This is a genomic window from Streptomyces sp. TLI_053 (genome assembly GCF_900105395.1).
In the GTDB taxonomy this organism is placed as follows: Bacteria; Actinomycetota; Actinomycetes; order Streptomycetales; family Streptomycetaceae; genus Kitasatospora.
The window spans coordinates 3,589,062-3,610,029 of sequence record NZ_LT629775.1; the positions used below are offsets into that span (position 1 = coordinate 3,589,062).

General features: G+C 74.0%; 18 protein-coding genes. 3 read left to right on the plus strand and 15 right to left on the minus strand.

The window, feature by feature from the left end:
- Positions 1 to 135 precede the first annotated feature (135 nt).
- The 8 genes from truB to rimP all read right to left on the minus strand — a co-directional run bounded on the left by truB (position 136) and on the right by rimP (position 8,699).
- Positions 136 to 1,065 carry a tRNA pseudouridine(55) synthase TruB gene (truB, locus tag BLU95_RS14155; RefSeq protein WP_093860329.1) on the minus strand — a complete coding sequence of 310 codons (930 nt, stop codon included), beginning with the start codon at positions 1,063 to 1,065 and terminating at the stop codon, positions 136 to 138.
- 126 nt (positions 1,066 to 1,191) lie between these two features.
- Positions 1,192 to 2,304 carry a DHH family phosphoesterase gene (locus tag BLU95_RS14160; RefSeq protein ID WP_093860330.1) on the minus strand — a complete coding sequence of 371 codons (1,113 nt, stop codon included), beginning with the start codon at positions 2,302 to 2,304 and terminating at the stop codon, positions 1,192 to 1,194.
- 2 nt (positions 2,305 to 2,306) lie between these two features.
- On the minus strand, positions 2,307 to 2,750 hold the full coding sequence (gene rbfA / locus BLU95_RS14165; protein WP_093860331.1) for a 30S ribosome-binding factor RbfA: 444 nt from the start codon (positions 2,748 to 2,750) through the stop codon (positions 2,307 to 2,309).
- 154 nt (positions 2,751 to 2,904) lie between these two features.
- A complete protein-coding gene (locus tag BLU95_RS14170) occupies positions 2,905 to 3,201 on the minus strand; it encodes a DUF503 domain-containing protein (RefSeq protein WP_030397729.1) in 297 nt (98 codons plus the stop codon).
- A 136-nt stretch (positions 3,202 to 3,337) separates the two neighbouring features.
- Positions 3,338 to 6,526, minus strand: coding sequence for a translation initiation factor IF-2 (gene infB, locus BLU95_RS14175; RefSeq protein ID WP_093860332.1), 3,189 nt, complete (start codon positions 6,524 to 6,526; stop codon positions 3,338 to 3,340).
- A 212-nt stretch (positions 6,527 to 6,738) separates the two neighbouring features.
- On the minus strand, positions 6,739 to 6,984 hold the full coding sequence (locus BLU95_RS14180) for a YlxR family protein (RefSeq protein WP_043471274.1): 246 nt from the start codon (positions 6,982 to 6,984) through the stop codon (positions 6,739 to 6,741).
- 125 nt (positions 6,985 to 7,109) lie between these two features.
- Positions 7,110 to 8,111, minus strand: a complete 1,002-nt coding sequence (gene nusA / locus BLU95_RS14185; protein WP_093860333.1) for a transcription termination factor NusA — start codon at positions 8,109 to 8,111, stop codon at positions 7,110 to 7,112.
- 57 nt (positions 8,112 to 8,168) lie between these two features.
- Positions 8,169 to 8,699 carry a ribosome maturation factor RimP gene (gene rimP / locus BLU95_RS14190; protein ID WP_093860334.1) on the minus strand — a complete coding sequence of 177 codons (531 nt, stop codon included), beginning with the start codon at positions 8,697 to 8,699 and terminating at the stop codon, positions 8,169 to 8,171.
- Positions 8,700 to 8,997: 298 nt separating this feature from the next.
- Between rimP and BLU95_RS45555 the strand changes: the two genes are divergently transcribed.
- Positions 8,998 to 10,077 carry a ferritin-like domain-containing protein gene (locus tag BLU95_RS45555; protein WP_093860335.1) on the plus strand — a complete coding sequence of 360 codons (1,080 nt, stop codon included), beginning with the start codon at positions 8,998 to 9,000 and terminating at the stop codon, positions 10,075 to 10,077.
- A gap of 99 nt (positions 10,078 to 10,176) precedes the next feature.
- Entirely contained in the window at positions 10,177 to 11,091 is a 915-nt protein-coding gene (locus tag BLU95_RS14200) for an aminoglycoside phosphotransferase family protein (RefSeq protein WP_093860336.1), read from the plus strand.
- Here BLU95_RS14200 and BLU95_RS14205 read toward each other — a convergent pair.
- The 5 genes from BLU95_RS14205 to dxr form a co-directional block, all read right to left on the minus strand.
- On the minus strand, positions 11,064 to 11,666 hold the full coding sequence (locus tag BLU95_RS14205; protein WP_093864874.1) for a GNAT family N-acetyltransferase: 603 nt from the start codon (positions 11,664 to 11,666) through the stop codon (positions 11,064 to 11,066). The two genes, BLU95_RS14200 and BLU95_RS14205, sit on opposite strands and share 28 nt — an antisense overlap.
- Positions 11,667 to 11,779: 113 nt before the next feature.
- On the minus strand, positions 11,780 to 12,655 hold the full coding sequence (locus BLU95_RS14210) for a GNAT family N-acetyltransferase (protein WP_093860337.1): 876 nt from the start codon (positions 12,653 to 12,655) through the stop codon (positions 11,780 to 11,782).
- A gap of 155 nt (positions 12,656 to 12,810) precedes the next feature.
- Positions 12,811 to 13,971, minus strand: a complete 1,161-nt coding sequence (gene ispG, locus BLU95_RS14215; protein ID WP_030397739.1) for a flavodoxin-dependent (E)-4-hydroxy-3-methylbut-2-enyl-diphosphate synthase — start codon at positions 13,969 to 13,971, stop codon at positions 12,811 to 12,813.
- A 140-nt stretch (positions 13,972 to 14,111) separates the two neighbouring features.
- The gene (locus tag BLU95_RS14220) at positions 14,112 to 15,416 is read right to left on the minus strand and encodes a M50 family metallopeptidase (RefSeq protein WP_093860338.1); all 1,305 of its coding nucleotides are present in this window, start codon (positions 15,414 to 15,416) and stop codon (positions 14,112 to 14,114) included.
- 109 nt (positions 15,417 to 15,525) lie between these two features.
- Positions 15,526 to 16,755, minus strand: a complete 1,230-nt coding sequence (gene dxr, locus BLU95_RS14225; protein ID WP_093860339.1) for a 1-deoxy-D-xylulose-5-phosphate reductoisomerase — start codon at positions 16,753 to 16,755, stop codon at positions 15,526 to 15,528.
- 129 nt (positions 16,756 to 16,884) lie between these two features.
- Between dxr and BLU95_RS14230 the strand changes: the two genes are divergently transcribed.
- Positions 16,885 to 17,550: an NAD(P)H-binding protein gene (locus BLU95_RS14230; protein ID WP_093860340.1), complete on the plus strand. Its 666-nt coding sequence runs from the start codon at positions 16,885 to 16,887 to the stop codon at positions 17,548 to 17,550.
- A gap of 72 nt (positions 17,551 to 17,622) precedes the next feature.
- On the opposite strand, the gene BLU95_RS14235 is transcribed toward BLU95_RS14230, so the two are convergent.
- Both BLU95_RS14235 and BLU95_RS14240 read right to left on the minus strand, forming a co-directional pair.
- Positions 17,623 to 19,065 (minus strand): aldehyde dehydrogenase family protein, encoded by a 1,443-nt coding sequence (locus BLU95_RS14235; RefSeq protein ID WP_093860341.1) that lies wholly within the window; start codon positions 19,063 to 19,065, stop codon positions 17,623 to 17,625.
- A gap of 249 nt (positions 19,066 to 19,314) precedes the next feature.
- Positions 19,315 to 20,880, minus strand: a complete 1,566-nt coding sequence (locus BLU95_RS14240) for a PucR family transcriptional regulator (RefSeq protein WP_093860342.1) — start codon at positions 20,878 to 20,880, stop codon at positions 19,315 to 19,317.
- Between the last annotated feature and the right edge of the window lie 88 nt (positions 20,881 to 20,968).

Below are 20,968 nucleotides of genomic sequence, written 5' to 3' on the forward strand. Positions count from 1 at the left end.
GCCGTTCACGACCGTGGTTCACCTCGCGCGCTCCCCCGCGCGGGTGAACTTCCCCCCGACGACGCCCCCGTGCCGCCCCAGGCCACCCTGATTCAGGCCCGGTTCAGGCCCGGTGCAGCGCGGGCACCACGCGGTTCAGCCGACGAAAACGGCGACCGGCCGGGCCTGGCCGGCCTGCTCCTCCACCAGCGCCAGGAAGGTGCCGTCCGGCCCGAACACCGCGATCGGCCCGTCCACGCCCATGCCCGGGGCCTTCAGCCGGGCACCGTGGGACAGCTGCTTCGCCTGGTCGGCGTCGAGGTCCCAGCGCGGGAAGGCGGCCGCCGCCGCGGCGGCGATCGGCAGCACGTCCAGCCCGGTGGCCGCGTCGCCGGTCACCGAGGCCTCCAGCTGCTCCAGGGTGTGCGCCGACTCGACCCCGTACGGCCCGACCCTGGTGCGCCGCAGCGCGGTCAGGTGCCCGCCGACGCCGAGCCCGGCACCGAGGTCCCGGGCCAGCGCCCGGATGTAGGTACCGGAGGAGCACTCCACGGTGACGTCCAGGTCGACCACCGGCGTGCCGTCCTCCGCGACCGCGGCGCGCCGCTCGTGCACGGTGAAGGAGTGGACGGTGGTCGGCCGGGCGGCCAGCTCGAAGTCCTCGCCCTCGCGCACCCGGGCGTAGGAACGCTTGCCGTCGATCTTGATCGCACTGACCTTGGACGGGACCTGCATGATCTCGCCGGTGAGCGCCGCGACGCCGGCGGCGACGGCCTCCTCGGTCACCCCGTCGGCCGGGGTCGAGGCGGTGACCTCGCCCTCCCGGTCGTCGGTGACGGTGGTCTGGCCGAGCCGGACGGTCGCCTCGTAGGTCTTGGCGGTGAGCATCAGATGGCCGAGCAGCCGGGTGGCCCGCTCGACCCCGATCACCAGTACGCCGGTGGCCATCGGGTCGAGGGTGCCGGCGTGGCCGACCTTCCGCGTCCCGGCCAGCCACCGCAGCTTCGCGACCACCCCGTGCGAGGTGATGCCCTCCGGCTTGTCGACGATGACCAGGCCGTCCGGACCGGTGCCTTTGCGCTTCATCGAGTTCTTTCTGTCAAAGCCCTGTACAAAACGATCAACCACAGGCTGCCAACCTACCGACCGCACGCCCCCGCCGACCACGCAGCACGACCGGCGGCCGACGGCGGCCGGCGGGGCGCGGACGGATCAGTCCCGGCGGACCCGCAGCGCGGTGCGGAACCGCCGCACCACCGTGTCCACGTCCTCCCGGGCGGAGAATCCGGCCGCGTAGACGTGACCGCCGCCGCCCAGTTCGGCGCAGGCGGCCGCGACGTCCACCGCCCCCTTGGAACGGGAGGAGCCGCGCAGGGTGCCGTCCGGGTCCTGCTTGAGCACCAGCGCCACCTCGGCCTCGGCCGGGCGGCGCAGGATGTCGATCAGACCCTCGATCTCCTCGACGGTCACGCTGAACAGCACCAGCTCCTGGTACGGCACCCAGGTCCACACCAGGCCGAGGCCCTCCGCCGCGTCCGGCTCGTAGACGGCCCGGTCGAGCGCGCCCGCCAGCACCTTGAGGTAGCCGAAGGAGGAGGTGTCCCACAACTGCCGCGAGATGAGGTCGTGCCGGATGCCGGTGGCCAGCAGCCGCCCGGCCAGCTCGTGGGTCGCGGGCGTGGTCGCCCGGTACCGGAACGAGCCGGTGTCGGTCGCCACACCGGTGTACAGGCAGGTGGCCAGGGACTGGTCCAGCTCGACGCCCAGCCGGCGCAGCAGCTCGTCCACCAGCACGGCGGTGGCCGGGGCCTCCGGGTCGATCAGCTGGTGGGTACCGAACCCGGGATTGGAGGCGTGGTGGTCGAGGACGACCAGCACCGGGGCCGCGAAGGCCTTGTCGTGCAGGAGGCCCAGCCGGCTCTCCGCGGCGACGTCGAAGCAGAGCACCAGCTCGGGGACGTCGGGCACCGCCGAGGCCGGCACGATCAGCTCCTGGCCGGGCAGGAAGGCCAGCGACTCGGGGACGATCTGCGGATCGTCGCCGAACGAGACCCGGACCTCCTTGCCGAGGCCCTTCAGGGCCAGCCCGGCCGCCAGCGCGGAGCCGAGCGCGTCGCCGTCCGGGCAGATGTGGCAGATCAGGTCGATCGAGCGGGCCCGGCCGATCTCGGCGACCACCTGCTGCCACAGCAGCTCGAACCCGCTCTCCTCGGCGCGCGGCCCCGGAAGCACCGCGAGGGCACCCTCCACCGTGTCGGTGGAGGATGCCCCCGTGGTCGAACCGGTACCGGCTGCCGAACCGGCCGCCGCCGGCTCACCCGCCATGACTACTCGTCCTCGTCGTCACGCTCGGACGCCGGAACCTTGTACGGGTCCGCGTCGCCGGCGAAGGTCGCGCCCGCGGCGCTGGTGCGCACCGCGGCGTCGATGGCCCGGGCCCGGTCGAGCAGGTCGTCGATGTTCCTGGCGTTCTCCGGCAGGGCGTCCGCGACGAAGGTCAGCGTCGGGGTGAAGCGCACCCCGGTCTGCTTGCCGACCTCGGAGCGGAGCACGCCCTTGGCGCTCTCCAGCGCGGCGGCCGTGGCCTCGCGCTCGGTGTCGTCGCCGAAGACCGTGTAGAAGACGGTGGCCTCGCGCAGGTCCCCGGTCACCCGGGCGTCCGTGATGGTCACGAACCCGAGTCGCGGGTCCTTGATCCGGCGCTCCAGGGTCTGGGCGACGACCACCTGGATGCGGTCGGCGAGCTTGCGCGCCCTTGCGGTGTCGGTCACGTTGCCTCCTCGTGCAGTGGGCCGGGTACTCGGGCGTTGCTGCTCGCCCATCGGGGCCCCTGCCCCAAAGTACCGGCCCGCGCCCAGCCTTGTGGGCGCTCTCGGTCCTGATCTGTGTGAGAACGGCGACTCGCGCCGTCCGCTTCCACAGTTCTCATTCGTCGTCGTCGTTGTGGTAGCGCCTCCTGGCGGAGAGCAGCTGAACCTCGGGGCGGCCGGCGACCAACCGCTCACAGCTGTCCAGGATCTCGGTGACGTACCCGGCTTCGCCGGACACCACCGCGAGACCGATCTCGGCCCGGCGGTGCAGATCCTGGTTCCCGGTCTCGGCAGCGCACACGCTGTACTTGCGCTGCAGTTCGGCCACGATGGGCCGCACGATCGACCGCTTCTCCTTGAGCGAGTGGACGTCGCCCAGCAGCAGGTCGAAGGTGAGTGTTCCCACGAACATGTGTGACAGGTCAGAGCCGACCTGGAAGGCCTCGGGGAGCGGTTCCCGAACGGGACCGCTCCCCGGACCCTACACAGCAGGACCGGGGCCGGTCGACGGAAATACCACCCGTCGACCGGCCCCGGCAGCCACTCGCTTACGCGCGCGGCTTCTCGCGCATCTCGTAGGTCTCGATGATGTCGTCGACCTTGATGTCGTTGAACGACCCCAGGGTCACACCGGCCTCGAAGCCCTCGCGGACCTCGGTCGCGTCGTCCTTGAAGCGACGCAGACCCTCGATGGTGAGGCTCTCCGCCACGACCTTGCCGTCGCGCAGCAGGCGGGCCTTGGTGTTGCGGCGGATGATGCCGTCGCGGACCAGGACACCGGCGATGTTGCCGAACTTGGAGGAGCGGAAGACCTCGCGGATCTCCGCGGCGCCGAGGCGCACCTCCTCGTACTCCGGCTTGAGCTTGCCCTTGAGGGCGTTCTCGATCTCCTCGATCGCCTGGTAGATGACCGAGTAGTACCGGACGTCCACGCCTTCCTTGTCGGCGGCAGCGCGCGCACGGCCTTCGGCACGCACGTTGAAGCCGATGATGATGGCGTCCGAGCCCATCGCCAGGTCCACGTCGGACTCGGTGATGGCACCCACACCGCGGTGCAGGACCCGGAGCTCGACCTCCTCGCCCACGTCCAGCTTGACGAGGGCGTCCTCGAGGGCTTCCACCGAACCGGAGACGTCACCCTTGATGATGAGGTTGAGCTGCTCGATGGAGCCGGCGGCGATGGCCTTGTCCAGGTCCTCCAGGGACACCCGGACCCGACGCTGCGCGAAGGCGGCGTTGCGGTCGCGGGCCGAGCGCTTCTCGGCGATCTGGCGGGCGGTGCGGTCCTCGTCGACGACGATGAAGCTGTCGCCGGCGCGGGGCACCGAGGTCAGACCGAGCAGCAGCACCGGGCGGGACGGGCCGGCCTCGGCGAGGCTGTTGCCGTTCTCGTCCAGCATCGCGCGGACGCGGCCGTAGGCGTCGCCGACCACGATCGAGTCGCCGACGCGGAGGGTACCGCGCTGCACGAGGACGGTCGCCATGGCACCGCGACCCTTGTCGAGGTGGGCCTCGATGGCGATACCCTGCGCGTCCTGCTCGGGGTTGGCCCGCAGGTCGAGCGAGGCGTCCGCGGTCAGGACCACGGCCTCCAGCAGCTGCTCGATGTTGAGGCCCTGGCGCGCGGAGATGTCGACGAACATGGTGTCGCCGCCGTACTCCTCGGCCACCAGACCGAACTCGGTCAGCTGACCGCGGACCTTCGTCGGGTCGGCGCCCTCGACGTCGATCTTGTTGACGGCGACCACGATCGGCACACCCGCGGCCTTGGCGTGGTTGAGCGCCTCGACCGTCTGCGGCATGACACCGTCGTTGGCCGCGACCACCAGGATCGCGATGTCGGTGGACTTGGCACCACGGGCACGCATGGCGGAGAACGCCTCGTGACCCGGGGTGTCGAGGAAGGTGATCGGGCGGGACTCGCCGTTCACCTCGGTGACCACCTGGTACGCACCGATGTGCTGGGTGATGCCACCGGCCTCGCCGGCCACCACGTTGGACTTGCGGATGGCGTCCAGCAGGCGGGTCTTACCGTGGTCGACGTGACCCATGACGGTGACGACCGGCGGGCGCGGGGCCAGCTGGTCCTCGTCGCCCTCGTTGGCACCGAAGTCGATGTCGAACGACTCCAGCAGCTCGCGGTCCTCGTCGTCCCGGCTGACGATCTCGAGCTGGAAGCCCATCTCGTCGGCCAGCAGCTGCAGCGTCGCGTCGGAGACCGACTGCGTCGCGGTGACCATCTCACCGAGGTTGAACATCACGGAGACGAGCGCGGCCGGGTTGGCGTTGATCTTCTCCGCGAAGTCCATCAGCGAGGCGCCGCTCGACAGGCGAACGGTCTGGCCGTTGCCGCGAGGCAGCATCACACCGCCGACGGACGGGGCCTGCATGGCCTCGTACTCCTGGCGCTTCGCCCGCTTCGACTTGCGACCACGGGCCGGACGGCCACCGGGGCCGCGGCCGAAGGCACCCTGCGTGCCACCACGGGCACCCGGGCCACCGGGACGGCCGCCGAAGCCACCCGGACGCGGACCGAAGCCACCGCCACCGCCGGGGGCACCGCCACCGGGACGGGGGCCGCCGAAGCCGCCACCGGCCGGACGCGAGCCCGGACCGGCCGGACGGCCCTGGAAGCCCGGACGGGCGCCGCCGGCACCCGGACCACCCGGACGGCCACCGGGGCCACCCGGACCACGGCCACCCGGGCCGGGACGCGGGCCCGGACCGGCCGGACGCTGCGGCATCATGCCCGGGTTCGGTCGCGGCATGCCCGACGGGGTCGGACGCGGGCCGGCCGGACGGGGCATGCCGTCGGGACGCGGAGCACCGGCACCGGGGCCACCGGCGCCCGGGGCGCCCTGGCCGCCGGGACGGGGACGGTCGCCACCCGGACGGGGAGCACCGGCACCCGGAGCACCCTGGCCACCCGGACGCGGACGGTCGCCACCGGGACGGGGACGGTCGCCACCCGGACGGGGAGCACCGGCACCCGGAGCACCCTGGCCACCCGGACGCGGACGGTCGCCGCCCGGACGGGGACGGTCGCCGCCCTGGCCGGCCGGAGCACCCGGACGCGCGCCCGGCGCGCCGGGACGACGGTCGCCGGGGCGGGCCATGCCGGTGGCGCTGCCCGAGGTGAACGGGTTGTTGCCCGGACGCGGACCGGCCGGACGCGGGCCCGGACGGGCACCGCTGCCGGCGGCCGGAGCACCGGCGGCGGGGCCGGCGGAACGCGGGGCCTGGGCGGCCGGACGCGCGGCCTCGGCGTCACCGGAGACCGGGGCCGGGGAGGAGAACTCGGCCGCCGGAGCGGCCGGGGCCGCAGCCGCGGGACGCGGCGCCGGGCGCGGGCCCGGTGCCGGAGCACCGGCCGGCCGGGGCGCGGCAGCGGCGGCGGGCGCGGCCGGAGCCGCGGGGGCCGCGGCCGCAGGGGTCGGACGGGGACCGGGGGTCGCGCTGGGGCGCGGACCCGGGGTCGGAGCACCCGGCTTGGGTGCGCCCGCGGCCGGACCGGCCGAGGGCTGGGGCGCCGCGGGCTTCCGCGGGCCCGGCTTGGCAGCAGAGCCACCACCGGTGGGGGCAACGCCAAGCGCGTCAGTCAACTTGCGCACGACCGGCGCCTCGATCGTCGAGGACGCCGAACGGACGAACTCACCCAGCTCGGTGAGCTTGGCCATCACGGCCTTGCTCTCCAAACCGAGCTCCTTGGCGAGCTCGTAAACCCGGACCTTAGCCACTTCACTCCTGTCTATGAGTCCGGGGGTCTCGTCCGCCGGACTGTCGCTACTTCATGGGCGTACCCATCGCGTACTCATCGCGTACTCATCGAGTGCTCATCGCAATCTCGACCTACTTCCACATCGCGAGGTACCTGACTGGTGGCACGACGTACGGCTGCCCGTGCGCCGTGCTTGTTGCGGTGGTTCTCCGCCGCGCTAGCGGCGCGCTGTCACGGGGAGCTGTCGCTCACCCGCTCCTCGATGAACCCGCGGAGCCGCTCGGTGTCGAGCGCGCCCTGGAGCCGGAAGGCCCGGGGGAACGCCCGTCGGCGGACCGCGAGGTCGAGACAGGCCGGTTCGGGGTGCAGATGCGCTCCCCGGCCCGGCAGTGCGCCACGTGGATCGGGGACGCAGACGCCCTCGACCGCCGTGACACGCAACAGCTGGTGCTTGGCCGCGCGCTTGCGGCAGCCCACGCAGGTGCGTTCCGGGCGTGCTCGGACATGCGTCCGGCCAGACGAAGGCAAGTCTACCCCTCCGGAGGGACATGGCGCCGCCCCGCCGATTCCGGGGGAACGGCGGGGGGCTCCGACGACAACGACTACTCGGCCGGGGCCTGCGGCTCGGCGCCCTCGGTGTCCGGCCGGATGTCGATCCGCCAGCCCGTGAGGCGGGCGGCCAGACGGGCGTTCTGCCCCTCCTTGCCGATCGCCAGCGACAGCTGGTAGTCCGGCACGATCACCCGTGCGGAGCGCTGCGCCAGGTCGACGATCTCCACACTCGTCACCCGGGCGGGGGACAGCGCGGCGGCGACCATCTCGCGCGGGTCCTCCGACCAGTCGACGATGTCGATCTTCTCGCCGTGCAGCTCGCCCATCACCGCGCGCACCCGGGCGCCCATCGGGCCGATGCAGGCGCCCTTGGCGTTCAGCCCCTGGCGGCGCGACCAGACCGCGATCTTCGTCCGGTGGCCGGCCTCACGGGCGATCGCGGCGATCTCGACGCTGCCGTCCGCGATCTCCGGGACCTCCAGCGCGAACAGCTTGCGGACCAGGTTGGGGTGGGTGCGCGACAGCGTCACCGACGCCCCGCGGACGCCCCGGCGCACGGCCACCACGTAGCACTTCAGCCGGGTGCCGTGCCGGTAGTCCTCGCCCGGGACCTGCTCCTGCGGCGGCAGGATGGCCTCGAGCTTGCCGATGTCGACCAGCACGTTCTTCGGGTCGTTGCCCTGCTGGACGACACCGGTGACGATGTCGCCCTCCTTGCCCGCGTACTCGCCGAAGGTCTGGTCGTCGGCGGCGTCGCGCAGCCGCTGCATCATGACCTGCATGCCGATGCTGGAGGCGATCCGGCCGAAGCCGCTCGGGGTGTCGTCGAACTCCTTCGGCTCGACGCCCTCGTCCAGCTCCGACGCGTCCTCGGTGGCCCAGACCGTCACATGGCCGGACTTGCGGTCCAGCTCGACCCGGGCGCGGCGGCGCGAGCCCTCGGTGCGGTGGTACGCGGTGAGGAGGGCCGACTCGATCGACTCGACCACGAGGCCGAAGGGGATGTTCTTCTCGCTGACCAGCGTGCGCAGGGCACTCATGTCGATGTCCACGGCTACGCCTCCTCGTCTTTCGTCACGTTCTTCACGGTGCGGTCGGTGCGCAGGTCGTCACTCCGCACCGTCGTCACCGTCTTCGAGCAGCTCGTCGAGCTGCTCGTCGTCCTTGCGGTTGAATTCGACCTGGACCCGGGCCCGGGCGACCTCGGCGTACTCCAGCCGGCGCTCCTTGGCCCGGCCGCGGCCCTTGACCGGCTGCACCTCGACCAGTGCGCCGTCCTCGTCGGCCGCGAGCACCCGGGCGACGATCTCCCCGCCGTCGACCAGGTGGACGGCGGCCAGCCGGCCCTCGGCCCGGATCCAGTGCCGGGGCAGCTCCAGCGGACGCTCCGCGCCCGGCGAACCGACCTCCAGCACGTACGCGCCGGAACCCATCACGTCCGACGCGTCCAGGGCCTCGCCGACCACCCGGCTGAACTCGGCGACGGTGTCCAGGTCCACGCCGCCGTCGGCGTCCACGTCGATCTGCACCTGGCGGCGGCTGCCCGCCTGGGTGACCTTGACGTCCTCCAGGTCCAGGCCCGACTGCGCGGCCAGCGGCTCCAGCAACGCACGCAGCCGGTCGATGTGGGTGGTGCTCATCCGGGTGGACTCCTCGGCCGCGTCTGCTGTTGTCGGAAGGTCGCACCGCACCCACCGGCGCCGTTCCGGCGCGCGGCCGGGTCGCGGCAGCTCGGCCCAAAGCCTAGCCGGTGAACCGCCCAACCACCGATTCCGCCCCCGGCGGCGCCGGGGGCGCCCGGCCCGGTGCGAGCAAGCTCACACGGGCCGCCCGCGCCCGCCGGGAGGGCAATCCGGACCCACGCAGGTGAGGATTCTGTAATCATTCACGCCAGCGAGGGCAGGCCGTCCTCCCGTACCCGCCCCCGGAGTGACACCCATGCAGCCGACCGGCCGACGGACCTTCCTGGCCCTCGGGCTGCTCCTCACCGGCGCAGCGCTGACCGCGTGCACCGACGCACCCCACCGGGACCCCGGCCGCCCGGCGGGCGACCACAGCCGCCCCGACCCCGACGAGCCGGTCCGCCGACGCGCCCTGGACGCCACCGACACCCTGCTGGCGGCCTACGACGCCCTGCTCCCGCAGGCCCCCCAGCTCCAGCCGCTGCGCGAGGACGTCGCCCGCCACCGCGCGGCCCTGGACACCGCCACCCCGGCGCCGACGTCCTCCACCGGCACCGGCACCCCCGGCGCCGGGACGTCGGGCACCGGGACGTCGGGCACCGCCGCGCCCGGTGCCACCCCGGCCACGACGGCCGCCGCCGTGCCCACCACCGCCGCGCTGGCCTCGCTCGAACGCCAGACCGCCCAGGCCCGGCTGGCCGACCTGGGCGCCGCCTCCCCGGCGCTCGCCCGCCTGCTGGCCTCGGTCTCCGCGGCCGGGGTCCTGCACGCCGTGGCCCTCGGCGACGCCGCCCCGGCCGCGGCCGCCGCCCCGGCGCCGTCCGCCTCCGTCCCGCCGTCCGCGTCCACCACCGCCTCCGCGTCGGCCGACGCCACGGCCGCCCCCTTCCAGGCCGCCCTCGGCGCCGAGCACGCCGCCGTCTACGGCTACGGCGTGGTCGGCGCCCGCCTCACCGACGACGGGCAGCGCACCGCGGCCCGCACCTCCCTGGCCGCCCACCAGGCCCGCCGTGACGCCTGGCAGCGCCTGCTCACCGGCGCCGGTGCCACTCCCGACCCGGCGGCCGCCGGCTACCAGCTGCCCTTCCCGGTCGCCGACGCGGCCTCCGCCGGCCGCCTCGCCGCCCATCTGGAAACCCGCCTGACCACGGTCTACGCCGATCTGGTCGCCGCCGTTCCCACCCCCCAGCGGCCGCTGGCCGCCGACGCCCTGCGCGAATCCGCGCTCCGCGCCCACCAGTGGGGCGCCGCCCCCACCGCCTTCCCCGGCATCACCGACACCCCCGCCGGAACGAGTACCCCCACCGCCGCCGGAACGGGTACCCCCACCCCGTAGCCGGGGCCCGGTCCGCGCTCCGCCCCAGCGGCCCCCGGCCCTCCCATCACCGACAATGGAGGCGTACCACCACGGGGGAACCGCTACCGAAAGGCCGGCATGTCGGCAGCACCAGGGCAGATCACCGTCCCCGACCGGCTCGCGCGGGGCGTGGCCGCCGTCCGCCCCGGGGAGGCGGACCGCTGGCTGGCCGCCCTCCCGGCCCTGGTCACCGCCGAACTCGCCCGGCTGCGCCTGACCCTGGACCGCGTCCTGGACCCCGGCGGCTCGCTCGCCCTGGTCGCCCTTGTGCACCGCGACGACGACCTCGCTCCGGCCGTCCTCAAGGTCTCCCTCCGCACCCCCGCCACCGCCCACGAGGCCGAGGCCCTCACCCTCTGGGCCGGCCGCGGCGCCGTCCTGCTCCTCGGCACGGCGGCCCCCGACCCCGGGACGACCGTCCTCCTCCTGGAGCGCCTGCACGGCGGGATCCCGCTGCGCTCCCTCGCCGAGCCCAAGGCCATGCTGGAGGCCACCAGCCTGCTCCACCGGCTCTGGACCCCCGTCCCCCCGGAGCACGCCTTCCCCGGCCTCCCCGCCCCGGCGCCCGCCGGCACTGTCCCGGAGCTCCCGGCCGAGGCCGGACCGCTGCTCGCCGAGGCGCAGGAGACGGCCGCCGCCCTCGCCGCCTCCGCCGCCGAGGAGTTCCTGCTGCACGGCGACTTCCACCACGGCAACGTGCTCGCCGCCGACCGCGCGCCCTGGCTCGCGATCGACCCCCGGCCGCTGGTCGGCGAACGCGCCTACGACCTGGCCCGCCTCGCCCTGGACCGCGCCGACACCCTGGTCGGCTCCCCCGGTCTGCCGGCCGCCGTCCGGCGTCGGCTGCACCAGCTCGCCGAGGCCCTGGAGGTGGACCGGGACCGGCTCCGCGGCTGGACCCTGGTCCGCGCCGTCGACCTCGCCGGCGCCGCCCTCGCCGAGGGCCGCCGCCCCGACGCCGAGCTCTACCTGGAGTTCGCCGGCGCGCTCTGAACCGCGTCCGCGCCGCCCGCGCCGCGCAACGGCAGCGGAGCCCCCATCACCGCGTAGCGCCGCTCGGTGTTCGGGAAGTGCACGGCCCGCGCGAGGTCCCGGTAGCCCAGCGAGCGGTAGAGCCGCCGGGCCGGTGTCTCGGCGTCGATCGCGGAGAGGATGCTGCGGTCCGCCCCCGAGCGCGCGGTCAGCGTGCGGATCAGCGCCGAGCCGACGCCGCGCCCCTGGAACTCCGGCAGCACGTGCAGTTCGGTGACGGCGAAGACGCCGTCCAGCCAGGCCCCGTGCCCGCGGGCGACGAGGTAGGGCTCGATCACCGTGCTCCACCAGTGGTCGCGCCGGTTCGGCATCCCGTACCCGAAGCCGACCAGCCGGCCGCCGCTCACCGCCCCGAGCGCGATCACCCCGGGCTGCTGGGCGTGCCGTCCGACGATGTGGAGCCGGACCATGACCTCCTCGGGGGTGAGCCCGAAGGCCACCGCCTGGACGTCGAGCGCCTGCGGGGCCCATGCCGCGAGGTCGATCGCCTCGATCCGCACCCCGGCCGGCCCGGTCACTCCGGCCGGCCCAGTCACCCCGGTCACCCCGCCATCACCCCAGTCACCCGTTCCATGCCCCGGACGTTACCCCCCGCCCACCCGCCACGCGGCCCGCACCGGCAACCCGGCGCCCGGCTGCCGGTCCGGCGTCAGAACAGCACGCTCATGAACGCCCCGACCTCCCGGAACCCCACCCGCCGGTAGGAGGCCCGCGCCCGCAGGTTGTAGTCGTTGACGTACAGCGAGACCACCGGCGCGACCTCGCGCAGCGCGACCTCCAGCACCGCGGCCATCCCGGTCTCGGAGATGCCCTGCCCCCGGTGCCCGGGCGCGACCCAGACCCCCTGGATCTGGCAGGCGCCCTCGGTGACGGCCCCGATCTCGGCCTTGAACACGACCTCGCCGTCCTCGCCGAAGCGGGCGAACGACCTTCCGGTGGTGACGAGTTCGGCGACCCGGGCCTGGTACAGCAGCCCGCCGTCACCGGCCAGCGGGGAGACCCCGACCTCCTCGGTGAACATCGCCACGCAGGCCGGCATCAGGATGTCGACCTCGTCCCGCCGCACCCGCCGCACCCGCGGGTCCGGGGCGATCTCGGCGGACGGCACCGTGGTGGCGAGCAGCGGCTGGTGCGCCCTGACTTCGCGGGCGGGCCCCCAGCTGCGCTCCAGCAGCGCCCACAGGGCCGACGTGGGCCCGGCCGGGCCCACGATGGAGGAGCAGCGGCGCCCCTGTCGGCGGGCGCGTTCGGCGAAGGCCTGGACGGCCTGCGGACCGGCGTCCACCAGGACGAGGTTGGCGCCGGCGTAGCAGAGCGCGTCGAGTTCGCCGTGCTCGTCGTACCAGCCCCACATCTCGCCGCCGAGCCGCCAGGGGTCGAGGCCGACGGCCTCCACCCGGGTGGCCACGAAGGCGTTCGCGACGGGGTCGCGGTGGAGCACGGCGAGGGCGTCGGCGAGGTCCGGCGGTTCCAGCACGCGGGTGGTCGCCAGGGCGCGGGCGGCCTGGAACGAGCTGGGGAGCATCACACCTCGATCGAGCATCGAGACAGCACCTTACTGAGACGACGGTGGCCGCACCCTACTCCCTGCCCCCACCCGGGCACGGCCGCGGGGCCGTCCGCGCACGGACGGCCCCGCTTCCGGAAGAACAGCGCGGACCTACCCGACACCGGGGTGGGTCACTCGCCGGCGGTGACGGTCGGCGCGCCGGACTCGACGCCCTCCGACTCCATCTGCTCGGCGATCTTGAACGCCTCCTCGATCAGGGTCTCCACGATCTTGGACTCGGGGACGGTCTTGATGACCTCGCCCTTGACGAAGATCTGACCCTTGCCGTTGCCGGAGGCGACCCCGAGGTCGGCCTCGCGGGCCTCGCCCGGGCCGTTGACGACGCAGCCCATGACCGCGACGCGCAGCGGCACGTTCATGCCCTCCAGGCCGGCCGTGACCTCCTCGGCGAGCTTGTAGACGTCCACCTGGGCGCGGCCGCAGGACGGGCAGGAGACGATCTCCAGACCGCGCTGGCGCAGGCCGAGCGACTCCAGGATCTGGTTGCCGACCTTGATCTCCTCGGCCGGCGGGGCGCTCAGCGAGACCCGGATGGTGTCGCCGATGCCCTCGGCCAGCAGCGCGCCGAAGGCGACCGCGGACTTGATGGTGCCCTGGAAGGCGGGGCCGGCCTCGGTGACGCCGAGGTGCAGCGGGTAGTCGCAGGCGGCGGCGAGCTGGCGGTAGGCGTTGATCATCACGACCGGGTCGTTGTGCTTGACCGAGATCTTGATGTCGCGGAAGTCGTGCTCCTCGAACAGCGAGCACTCCCACAGCGCGGACTCCACCAGCGCCTCGGGGGTGGCCCGGCCGTACTTCTCCAGCAGGCGCTTGTCGAGCGAACCGGCGTTGACGCCGATCCGGATCGGCACCCCGGCGCCCTTGGCGGCCTTGGCGATCTCGCCGACCTTGTCGTCGAACGCCTTGATGTTGCCCGGGTTGACCCGGACCGCGGCGCAGCCGGCGTCGATCGCGGCGAAGACGTACTTCGGCTGGAAGTGGATGTCGGCGATCACCGGGATCTGCGACTTCTTCGCGATGATCGGCAGCGCGTCCGCGTCGTCCTGGGAGGGGACGGCGACCCGCACGATCTGGCAGCCGGAGGCGGTGAGTTCCGCGATCTGCTGCAGGGTGGCGTTGATGTCCGAGGTCAGCGTGGTGGTCATGGACTGCACCGAGACGGGGGCGTCGCCGCCGACCGGCACGTTGCCGACCATGATCTGACGGGAGACCCGGCGCTTGGCGAGCGGCTTGAGCGGCAGGGACGGAATACCGAGCGAGATCGCGGTCATGTGCGCAGGGTTCCCCGGGGTCGATGTGTGGTCGGCCCGGCCGCTGGGACGACCGAACCCGGGCGCGCCGACGATCGCGCGCCCGGGTTCCAACGGTACGGCACGGGAACGGGCGCCCGCGCACCCACCGGCCGGTCGCTCTAACTGATCTTGACCGGGTTGACCAGGTCGGCGACCAGCACCAGCAGGGTGAAGCCGATGAAGACGCTGGCCACCACGTACGCGAGCGGCATCAGCCGGGCCACGTCGAACGGACCGGGGTCGGGGCGGCGGAACAGGCGTGCGAACCGGCGGCGGACCGACTCCCAGACCGCGCCCGCGATGTGGCCGCCGTCCAGCGGCAGCAGCGGCAGCATGTTGAACAGGAACAACGAGAGGTTGATCCCGGCGAGCAGGTTCACGAAGTAGGCGACCCGCTGGCTGCCGGGGATGTCCAGCGAGAACACCTCGCCGCTCACCCTGGCCGCGCCGACCATGCCGATCGGGGAGTCCATCTCGCGCGGGGTGCCGTCGACCACCGAGTGCCACAGTCCGGGGATCTTGCCGGGCAGCGCGGCCAGCGACTCCACGCCGTTCTCCGCCATGTCGTACATCCGGTCGACGGACTGGCCGAGGCCGAGCCGGACCACGCCCGTGGTCGGGGTGAAGCCGAGGAAGCCGGCCCGCACCGTCTCGCCCTTGACCGGCAGGCCCTCGGCGTCGTACTTCTGCACGTCGTTGACGGCGATCGTCGGCTCGAGGGTCACCCGCTGCCCGTCGCGCTCGACCACCAGCTCGACCCGCTTGCCGGCCGACTTCCGGATGTCGCCCTGGAGCTGCTCGTAGCTGCCGATCCGGTCGCCGTCGAAGGACACCACCCGGTCGCCCGGCTTCAGCCCGGCCTGGAAGGCGGGCGCCGCCGGGGCGTCCGCCGGGCAGGTGTCGGTCGCCTGTCCGGCCTTGACCACGCACTCCGAGACGGTGCCGATGGTCGGCACCGCCATCGAGACGCCGAAGCCCATCATCACGGTCAGGAAGAGCCCGAACGAGAGCAGCAGGTTCATGAACGGCCCGGCGAACATGACGATCACGCGCTTCCACGGCTTGCGCGTGTAGAACAGCCGGGACTCGTCGCCCTCCTTCACCTCCTCGTAGGAGGCCTCCCGGGCGTCCTCGATCATGGACCGCCAGGGCGAGGTCGAGCGCTGGGTGATCCGCCCGTCCGCACCGGGCGGGAACATCCCGATCATCCGGATGTACCCGCCCAGGGGGACCGCCTTGAGGCCGTACTCGGTCTCGCCCTTCTTCCGCGACCAGACCGTCGGCCCGAAGCCGACCATGTACTGCGGCACCCGAATGCCGAACAGCTTGGCCGTGGAGAGGTGGCCGAGCTCGTGCCAGGCGATCGAGAAGAGCAGTCCCAGTACGAAGACCAGGATGCCGACCACCGTCATCACCGTTGCCACCGCTGCGCCTCCGTCATTCCGCTCCGATCGTCCTGTCGTCGTACCGGTCCTCCGGGCGGGGCCGTCCGGACGGCCCCGCCCCGGTGGTACCGCCCGTGCGGGCGGACCGTCAGCCCGCCGCCAGCTCGCGGGCCTGGGCGCGCGCCCAGTCCTCCGCGTGCAGGACGTCCTCCACCGTCAGCGAAGTTCCCCCGGCCGGCGCACCGTGCTCGGCGACGACCTTCGCCACAGTGTCCACGATCCCGGTGAAGGCGAGGCGGCCCTTCAGGAAGGCCTCCACGCACTCCTCGTTCGCGGCGTTGAACACGGCCGGGCAGGTACCGCCCAGGGTGCCGACCTCGCGGGCCAGCTCGACCGCCGGGAAGGCCTCGTCGTCCAGCGGGAAGAACTCCCAGGTCGCGGCCTTCGTCCAGTCGCAGCCCGGAGCCGCGTCCGGGACCCGGTCCGGCCAGCCCAGGCCGAGCGCGATCGGCATCCGCATGTCCGGCGGACTCGCCTGCGCCAGCGTCGAACCGTCCGTGAACTCCACCATCGAGTGCACGACCGACTGCGGATGGACCACGACCTCGATCCGGTCGAACGGCACGTCGTAGAGCAGGTGCGCCTCGATCACCTCCAGGCCCTTGTTCACCAGGGTGGCCGAGTTGATCGTGACGACCGGTCCCATCGCCCAGGTCGGGTGCGCCAGCGCGTCGGCGGGGGTCACCCCGGCCAGCTCCGCCCGGCCGCGGCCGCGGAACGGGCCGCCGCTGGCGGTCACCACCAGCTTGCGGACCTCGGCCCGGGTGCCACCGGCCAGCGCCTGGAACAGCGCGGCGTGCTCGGAGTCCACCGGGACGATCTGCCCCGGCCGCGCCACCGCCTTCACCAGCGGGCCGCCGACGATCAGCGACTCCTTGTTGGCCAGCACCAGCACCCGGCCGGCCCGCAGCGCCGCCAGCGTCGGGCCCAGCCCGATCGACCCGGTGATGCCGTTCAGCACCGAGTGGCACTCCGTCGCCGCCAGCTCGGTCGCCGCGTCCGGACCCGCCAGCACGGTCGGCAGCGGACCGCCCGCGGCCTTCGCCGCCAGCGCCTCGCGCAGCGCCGGCTCGGCCGCCGGATCGGCCACCGCCACGGCGCGCACGCCCAGCCGGACCGCCTGCTCGGCGAGCAGCTCGACCCGGCCGCCGGCGGCCGACAGGGCCACCACCCGGAACCGGTCGGGATTGCGGAGGACCACGTCGACGGCCTGGGTGCCGATCGAACCGGTGGAGCCGAGGATCACCAGCTCCCGGGGGCCGGAGGGGTCGGTCACCTCGGGGGTGAACCGCAGCTGCGGGTGGGCGAGCGAAGTCATGCGCCCATTGTGGCCTGCCCGGCCCCCTCCCCCGCACCACGGGTTCCCCCGATCCACCGCGCCGCTTCCCCGGACCCACCGCACCGCTTCCCCAGGACGGCGCCCCCGCCCCGGGCTACCGTCGGAGCCATGCGCATCGTCATCGCCGGGGGCCACGGACAGATCGCCCTCCGACTGGAACGGCTGCTCGCCGACCGGGGCGACCGGCCCGCCGGAATCATCCGCCGCCCCGAACACGCCGAGGACCTCGTCGCCGCCGGCGCCGAACCGCTGCTGCTCGACCTGGAGGCCGCCACCGCGCCGGAACTCGCCCGGCTGCTCGACGGCGCCGACGCCGTGGTGTTCGCCGCCGGCGCCGGACCGGGCAGCGGCGCCGCCCGCAAGCTCACCGTCGACCGGGACGCCGCCGTCCTGCTCGCCGACGCCGCCGAACTCGCCGGTGTCCGCCGCTACCTGATCGTCTCCTCGATGGGTGCCGACGCCCGGGCCGAGTACCCCGCCGACGAGGGCTTCCAGACCTATCTGCGGGCCAAGGGCGCCGCCGACGACGCCGTCCGGGCCCGCCCCGGCCTGGACTGGACGGTGCTGCGCCCCGGCCGCCTCACCGACGGACCCGGCACCGGGCTGGTCCGGCTCGCACCCGGCCTCCCGCGCGGCGCCGTGGACCGGCGGGACGTCGCCGCCGTGCTGGCCGCGCTGCTGCACGAACCCGGCACCGCCGGGAAGACCCTGGACCTGGTCGCCGGCGACGCCACCGTCGCCGAGGCCGTCGCGGCCGTCGCCGGGCGCGGCTGAGCGCCCCCCGGCACCCCGGGTACGCCGAAGGGCCCGACCGCGCGGCGGCCGGGCCCTTCGTCAGCAGGTGTCTCAGAGGTCCAGGCCGCTGAGGACCATGACCTTCTCGACGGTGTAGTCGTCCATCGCGTACTTGACGCCCTCACGGCCGACGCCGGAGTCCTTGACGCCGCCGTACGGCATCTGGTCGGCGCGGTAGGACGGCGCGTCGCCGATGATCACGCCGCCGACCTCCAGCTCCCGGTGGGCCCGGAAGGCGGTCTGCAGGTCGTGCGTGAACACGCCCGCCTGCAGGCCGAACGGCGAGTCGTTGACGGCGGCGAAGGCCTCGTCCACACCGTCCACCCGGTGCAGCGACAGCACCGGGCCGAACACCTCGCAGGTGGCCAGGATCGCGTCCGCCGGCAGCTCGGCCAGCACGGTCGGGGCGTAGGTCGCGCCCTCGCGGGTGCCGCCGGCGAGCAGCTTCGCGCCCTTGGCGACCGCGTCGTCCACCCAGGCCTCGACCCGCTTCGCCGCGTTCTCGTCGACCAGCGGGCCGACGTCCGTGGCGTCGTCGTTCGGGTCACCGGTGACCTGGTCGCCCACCTTGGCGACGACCTTCTCCAGCAGCGCGTCGTAGACCGAGGCGTCGGCGATCACCCGCTGCACCGAGATGCAGGACTGGCCGCCCTGGTAGTTGGCGAACATCGCGATCCGGGTGGCCGCCCAGTCCAGGTCCGCCTCGGAGGACCAGTCGGCGAGCACCACGGCCGCGGCGTTGCCGCCCAGCTCCAGGGTGGTGTGCTTGCGCGGCACCGAGTCCATGATCTGGTAGCCGACCTTGTCCGAACCGGTGAAGGAGATCACCGGCAGCCGCGGGTCCTGCACCAGGGCCGGCATCCGGTCGTTCGGGACCGGCAGGACGCTCCAGGAACCGGCAGGCAGGTCGGTCTCGGCCAGGATCTCGCCCAGCACCATGGCCGACAGCGGGGTCGCCGGAGCCGGCTTGAGGATGATCGGCGCGCCGACCGCGATCGCCGGGGCGACCTTGTGGGCGACCAGGTTCAGCGGGAAGTTGAACGGGGCGATGCCCAGCACCACGCCGCGCGGGAAGCGGCGCACCAGCGCGAAACGGCCCACGCCGCCCGGGTCGGTGTCCAGCCGCATGGTCTCGCCGTTGGTCCGGCGGGCCTCCTCGGCGGCCCAGCGGAACACCGAGACGGCACGGCCGACCTCGCCGCGGGCCCACTTGATCGGCTTGCCGTTCTCCGCGGTGATCAGTCGGGCGATCTCCTCGGTGCGCTCGGCCAGCCGCCGGGCCACGTGGTCCAGAGCGGCGGAACGCACGTGCGCCGGGGTCGCGGCGAACACCGGCAGCGCGGCGACGGCGGCCTCCAGGGCCTCCTCGACCTGCGCCTCGGTGGGGATGCTCACCTTGCCGACCAGGCGGCCGTCCCAGCTGTTGTGCACCTCGAAGTCGGCATCGCCGCTCGCCCGGCGGCCGGCCAGCCAGAAATCGTACGTGGTGGTCACCGTGGTACCGGCCTCTCCTCGTCGTCGTCAGGACCCCACGGAGGTGGAGCCGCAATCGAGGGTAGGGCGGGCGGCGCACCGACCGGGTTGGACACGGAGTAGCGTTCGCCCGCGCGGCCACTCCACCGCGTCCAGCCGGACGAAAGGGCGGGACGGAGGGAGAGCGGCAGAGCAGTTGGGCCGAGGGCGGCAGGACGGGAGAGCCGCAGGGCGGCAGGGCGGCAGGGCGGCAGGGCGGCAGGGCCGGGCCTACTCCTCGCCCGAGCGCAGCGCGAGCCAGAGCTCCATCCGGACGTCCGTGTCGTCCAGCGACCGCCCCAGCAGCTCCTCGACCCGCCGCATCCGGTACCGCAGAGTGTGCCGGTGCACCCCGAGATCGGCCGCCGCCGCGTCCCACTGCCCGTGCCGCGACAGCCACGCCCGCAGCGAGGCCACCAGATCGCCGCGCGCCGTCCGGTCGTGCTCCCGCAACGGTCGCAGCAGCCCCTCGGCGAAGGCCGTCACGGCGTCCTCCCCGAGCAGCGGCAGCAGCGAGCCCGCACCGACCTCCTCGTGGTCCACCGAGCGGCGCCCACCGCGCAGCGCCACCGCCAGCGCCCGCTCCGCCTGCGCGTACGCCGTCCCGGCGTCCTCCAGCGCGGCCGGCGCCGAGATGCCCAGCGAGAGGCCCTCGTGCTCCTCCACCACGCCCAGGCACGCCCGGTGCACCGCGCCGTTGTCCAGCGCCAGCACCATCAGCCGCGGCCCGTGCGTGCCTTCCTCCCGCGCCACCAGCAGCTTCTCGCCGACCCGGGATCCCGCCTGCTCGGCCCGGTCGCCCAGCTCGCCCAGCGACTCCCCGGCGTCCACCCCCTGGCCCGCCCCGGCCACCAGCACCCGGACCGTGCCCTCCGGCAGCCCGCCGAACAGGCCCGCCGCCACCTGCCGCGCCGTCGCCACCTCACCGGCCAGCACCATCCGCAGCAGCGCCGCGCCCATCCGCTCCTCGGCCTGCCGCAGCTCCCGCGACCGCTCCAGGGTCAGCGTCAGCAGCGCCACCGCCGCGTTCAGCACATAGCGCTCGGTCGGCGTGATCCGGTCCTCGGTGCCCACCGCCAGGAACCCGCGCGCCCGCCGGTCCGCCCCCAGCGACTGGACCACCACGTAGTCCTCGTCCGCCGTGTCTATCCCCGGCGCCCGGCCCTGCAGCGCGGCACTCGACGGCGCCGGACGCCGCCGCAGCCGGTCCACCTCCGCCGCCAGCCGCCCCGCCCGCCGCGCCGCCCAGTCCGGCGCCACCACCGAGAGCGCGCCCGAACCGTCGTACAGCGCCGCCCAACCACCCAGCCGGGCCGCCAGTCGGCGCACCACCGCCGTCGTGCCGTCCTTGCCCAGCGCGGCCCGGGTCAGCTCCTCCTGCGCCTCGAAGCTGGTCGTCACCGCCTCGTACTGTTCGGCCGCCAGCGCCGCCGACACCACCTTGCTGATCGCGATGAACGGCGTCGGCTCCGGCACCCGCAGCAACGGCAGCCCGCGCTGCGCCGCCGCGTCCACCAGCGGCTGCGGCACCTCCGTGTGCGACAGCCCCACCCCGAGCCCCAGCCCGACCACCCCCGCGTCGGCCAACCGGTGCACGTAGGCCTGCAGCCGGGCGGCCGTGCGGCCCAGCTTGATACCGGTGGTGAGCAGCAGCTCGCCACCTTCGAGGAAGGGCGTCGGGTCGTCCAGCTCACTGGTGTGCACCCAGCGGACCGGCCGCTCCAAATGGTCCGCACCGGCGAGGACCGTCAGATGGAGCGAGGTGTTGCGGACGACGGAGGCAAGTGTGGGGGGCATGGCACCTTCGGGGGAGCGACGCGACCGCGCCATTGCGGCCGGGCGGGGAGAGAGCCGGGAGTCCAGGGGGAACCCCTACCTCTCATTA

What these genes read in the sequence shown, in the direction of transcription:
- ispG (WP_030397739.1), bottom strand. Translation starts at nt 13,971, where the DNA reads ATGACCGCGATCTCGCTCGGTATTCCGTCCCTGCCGCTCAAGCCGCTC.
- BLU95_RS14240 (WP_093860342.1), bottom strand. Translation starts at nt 20,880, where the DNA reads ATGCCCCCCACACTTGCCTCCGTCGTCCGCAACACCTCGCTCCATCTG.
- rimP (WP_093860334.1), bottom strand. Translation starts at nt 8,699, where the DNA reads ATGAGCACCACCCACATCGACCGGCTGCGTGCGTTGCTGGAGCCGCTG.
- BLU95_RS14200 (WP_093860336.1), top strand. Translation starts at nt 10,177, where the DNA reads ATGTCGGCAGCACCAGGGCAGATCACCGTCCCCGACCGGCTCGCGCGG.
- BLU95_RS14230 (WP_093860340.1), top strand. Translation starts at nt 16,885, where the DNA reads ATGCGCATCGTCATCGCCGGGGGCCACGGACAGATCGCCCTCCGACTG.
- truB (WP_093860329.1), bottom strand. Translation starts at nt 1,065, where the DNA reads ATGAAGCGCAAAGGCACCGGTCCGGACGGCCTGGTCATCGTCGACAAG.
- BLU95_RS14210 (WP_093860337.1), bottom strand. Translation starts at nt 12,655, where the DNA reads ATGCTCCCCAGCTCGTTCCAGGCCGCCCGCGCCCTGGCGACCACCCGC.
- BLU95_RS45555 (WP_093860335.1), top strand. Translation starts at nt 8,998, where the DNA reads ATGCAGCCGACCGGCCGACGGACCTTCCTGGCCCTCGGGCTGCTCCTC.
- BLU95_RS14160 (WP_093860330.1), bottom strand. Translation starts at nt 2,304, where the DNA reads ATGGCGGGTGAGCCGGCGGCGGCCGGTTCGGCAGCCGGTACCGGTTCG.
- dxr (WP_093860339.1), bottom strand. Translation starts at nt 16,755, where the DNA reads ATGACTTCGCTCGCCCACCCGCAGCTGCGGTTCACCCCCGAGGTGACC.
- BLU95_RS14170 (WP_030397729.1), bottom strand. Translation starts at nt 3,201, where the DNA reads ATGTTCGTGGGAACACTCACCTTCGACCTGCTGCTGGGCGACGTCCAC.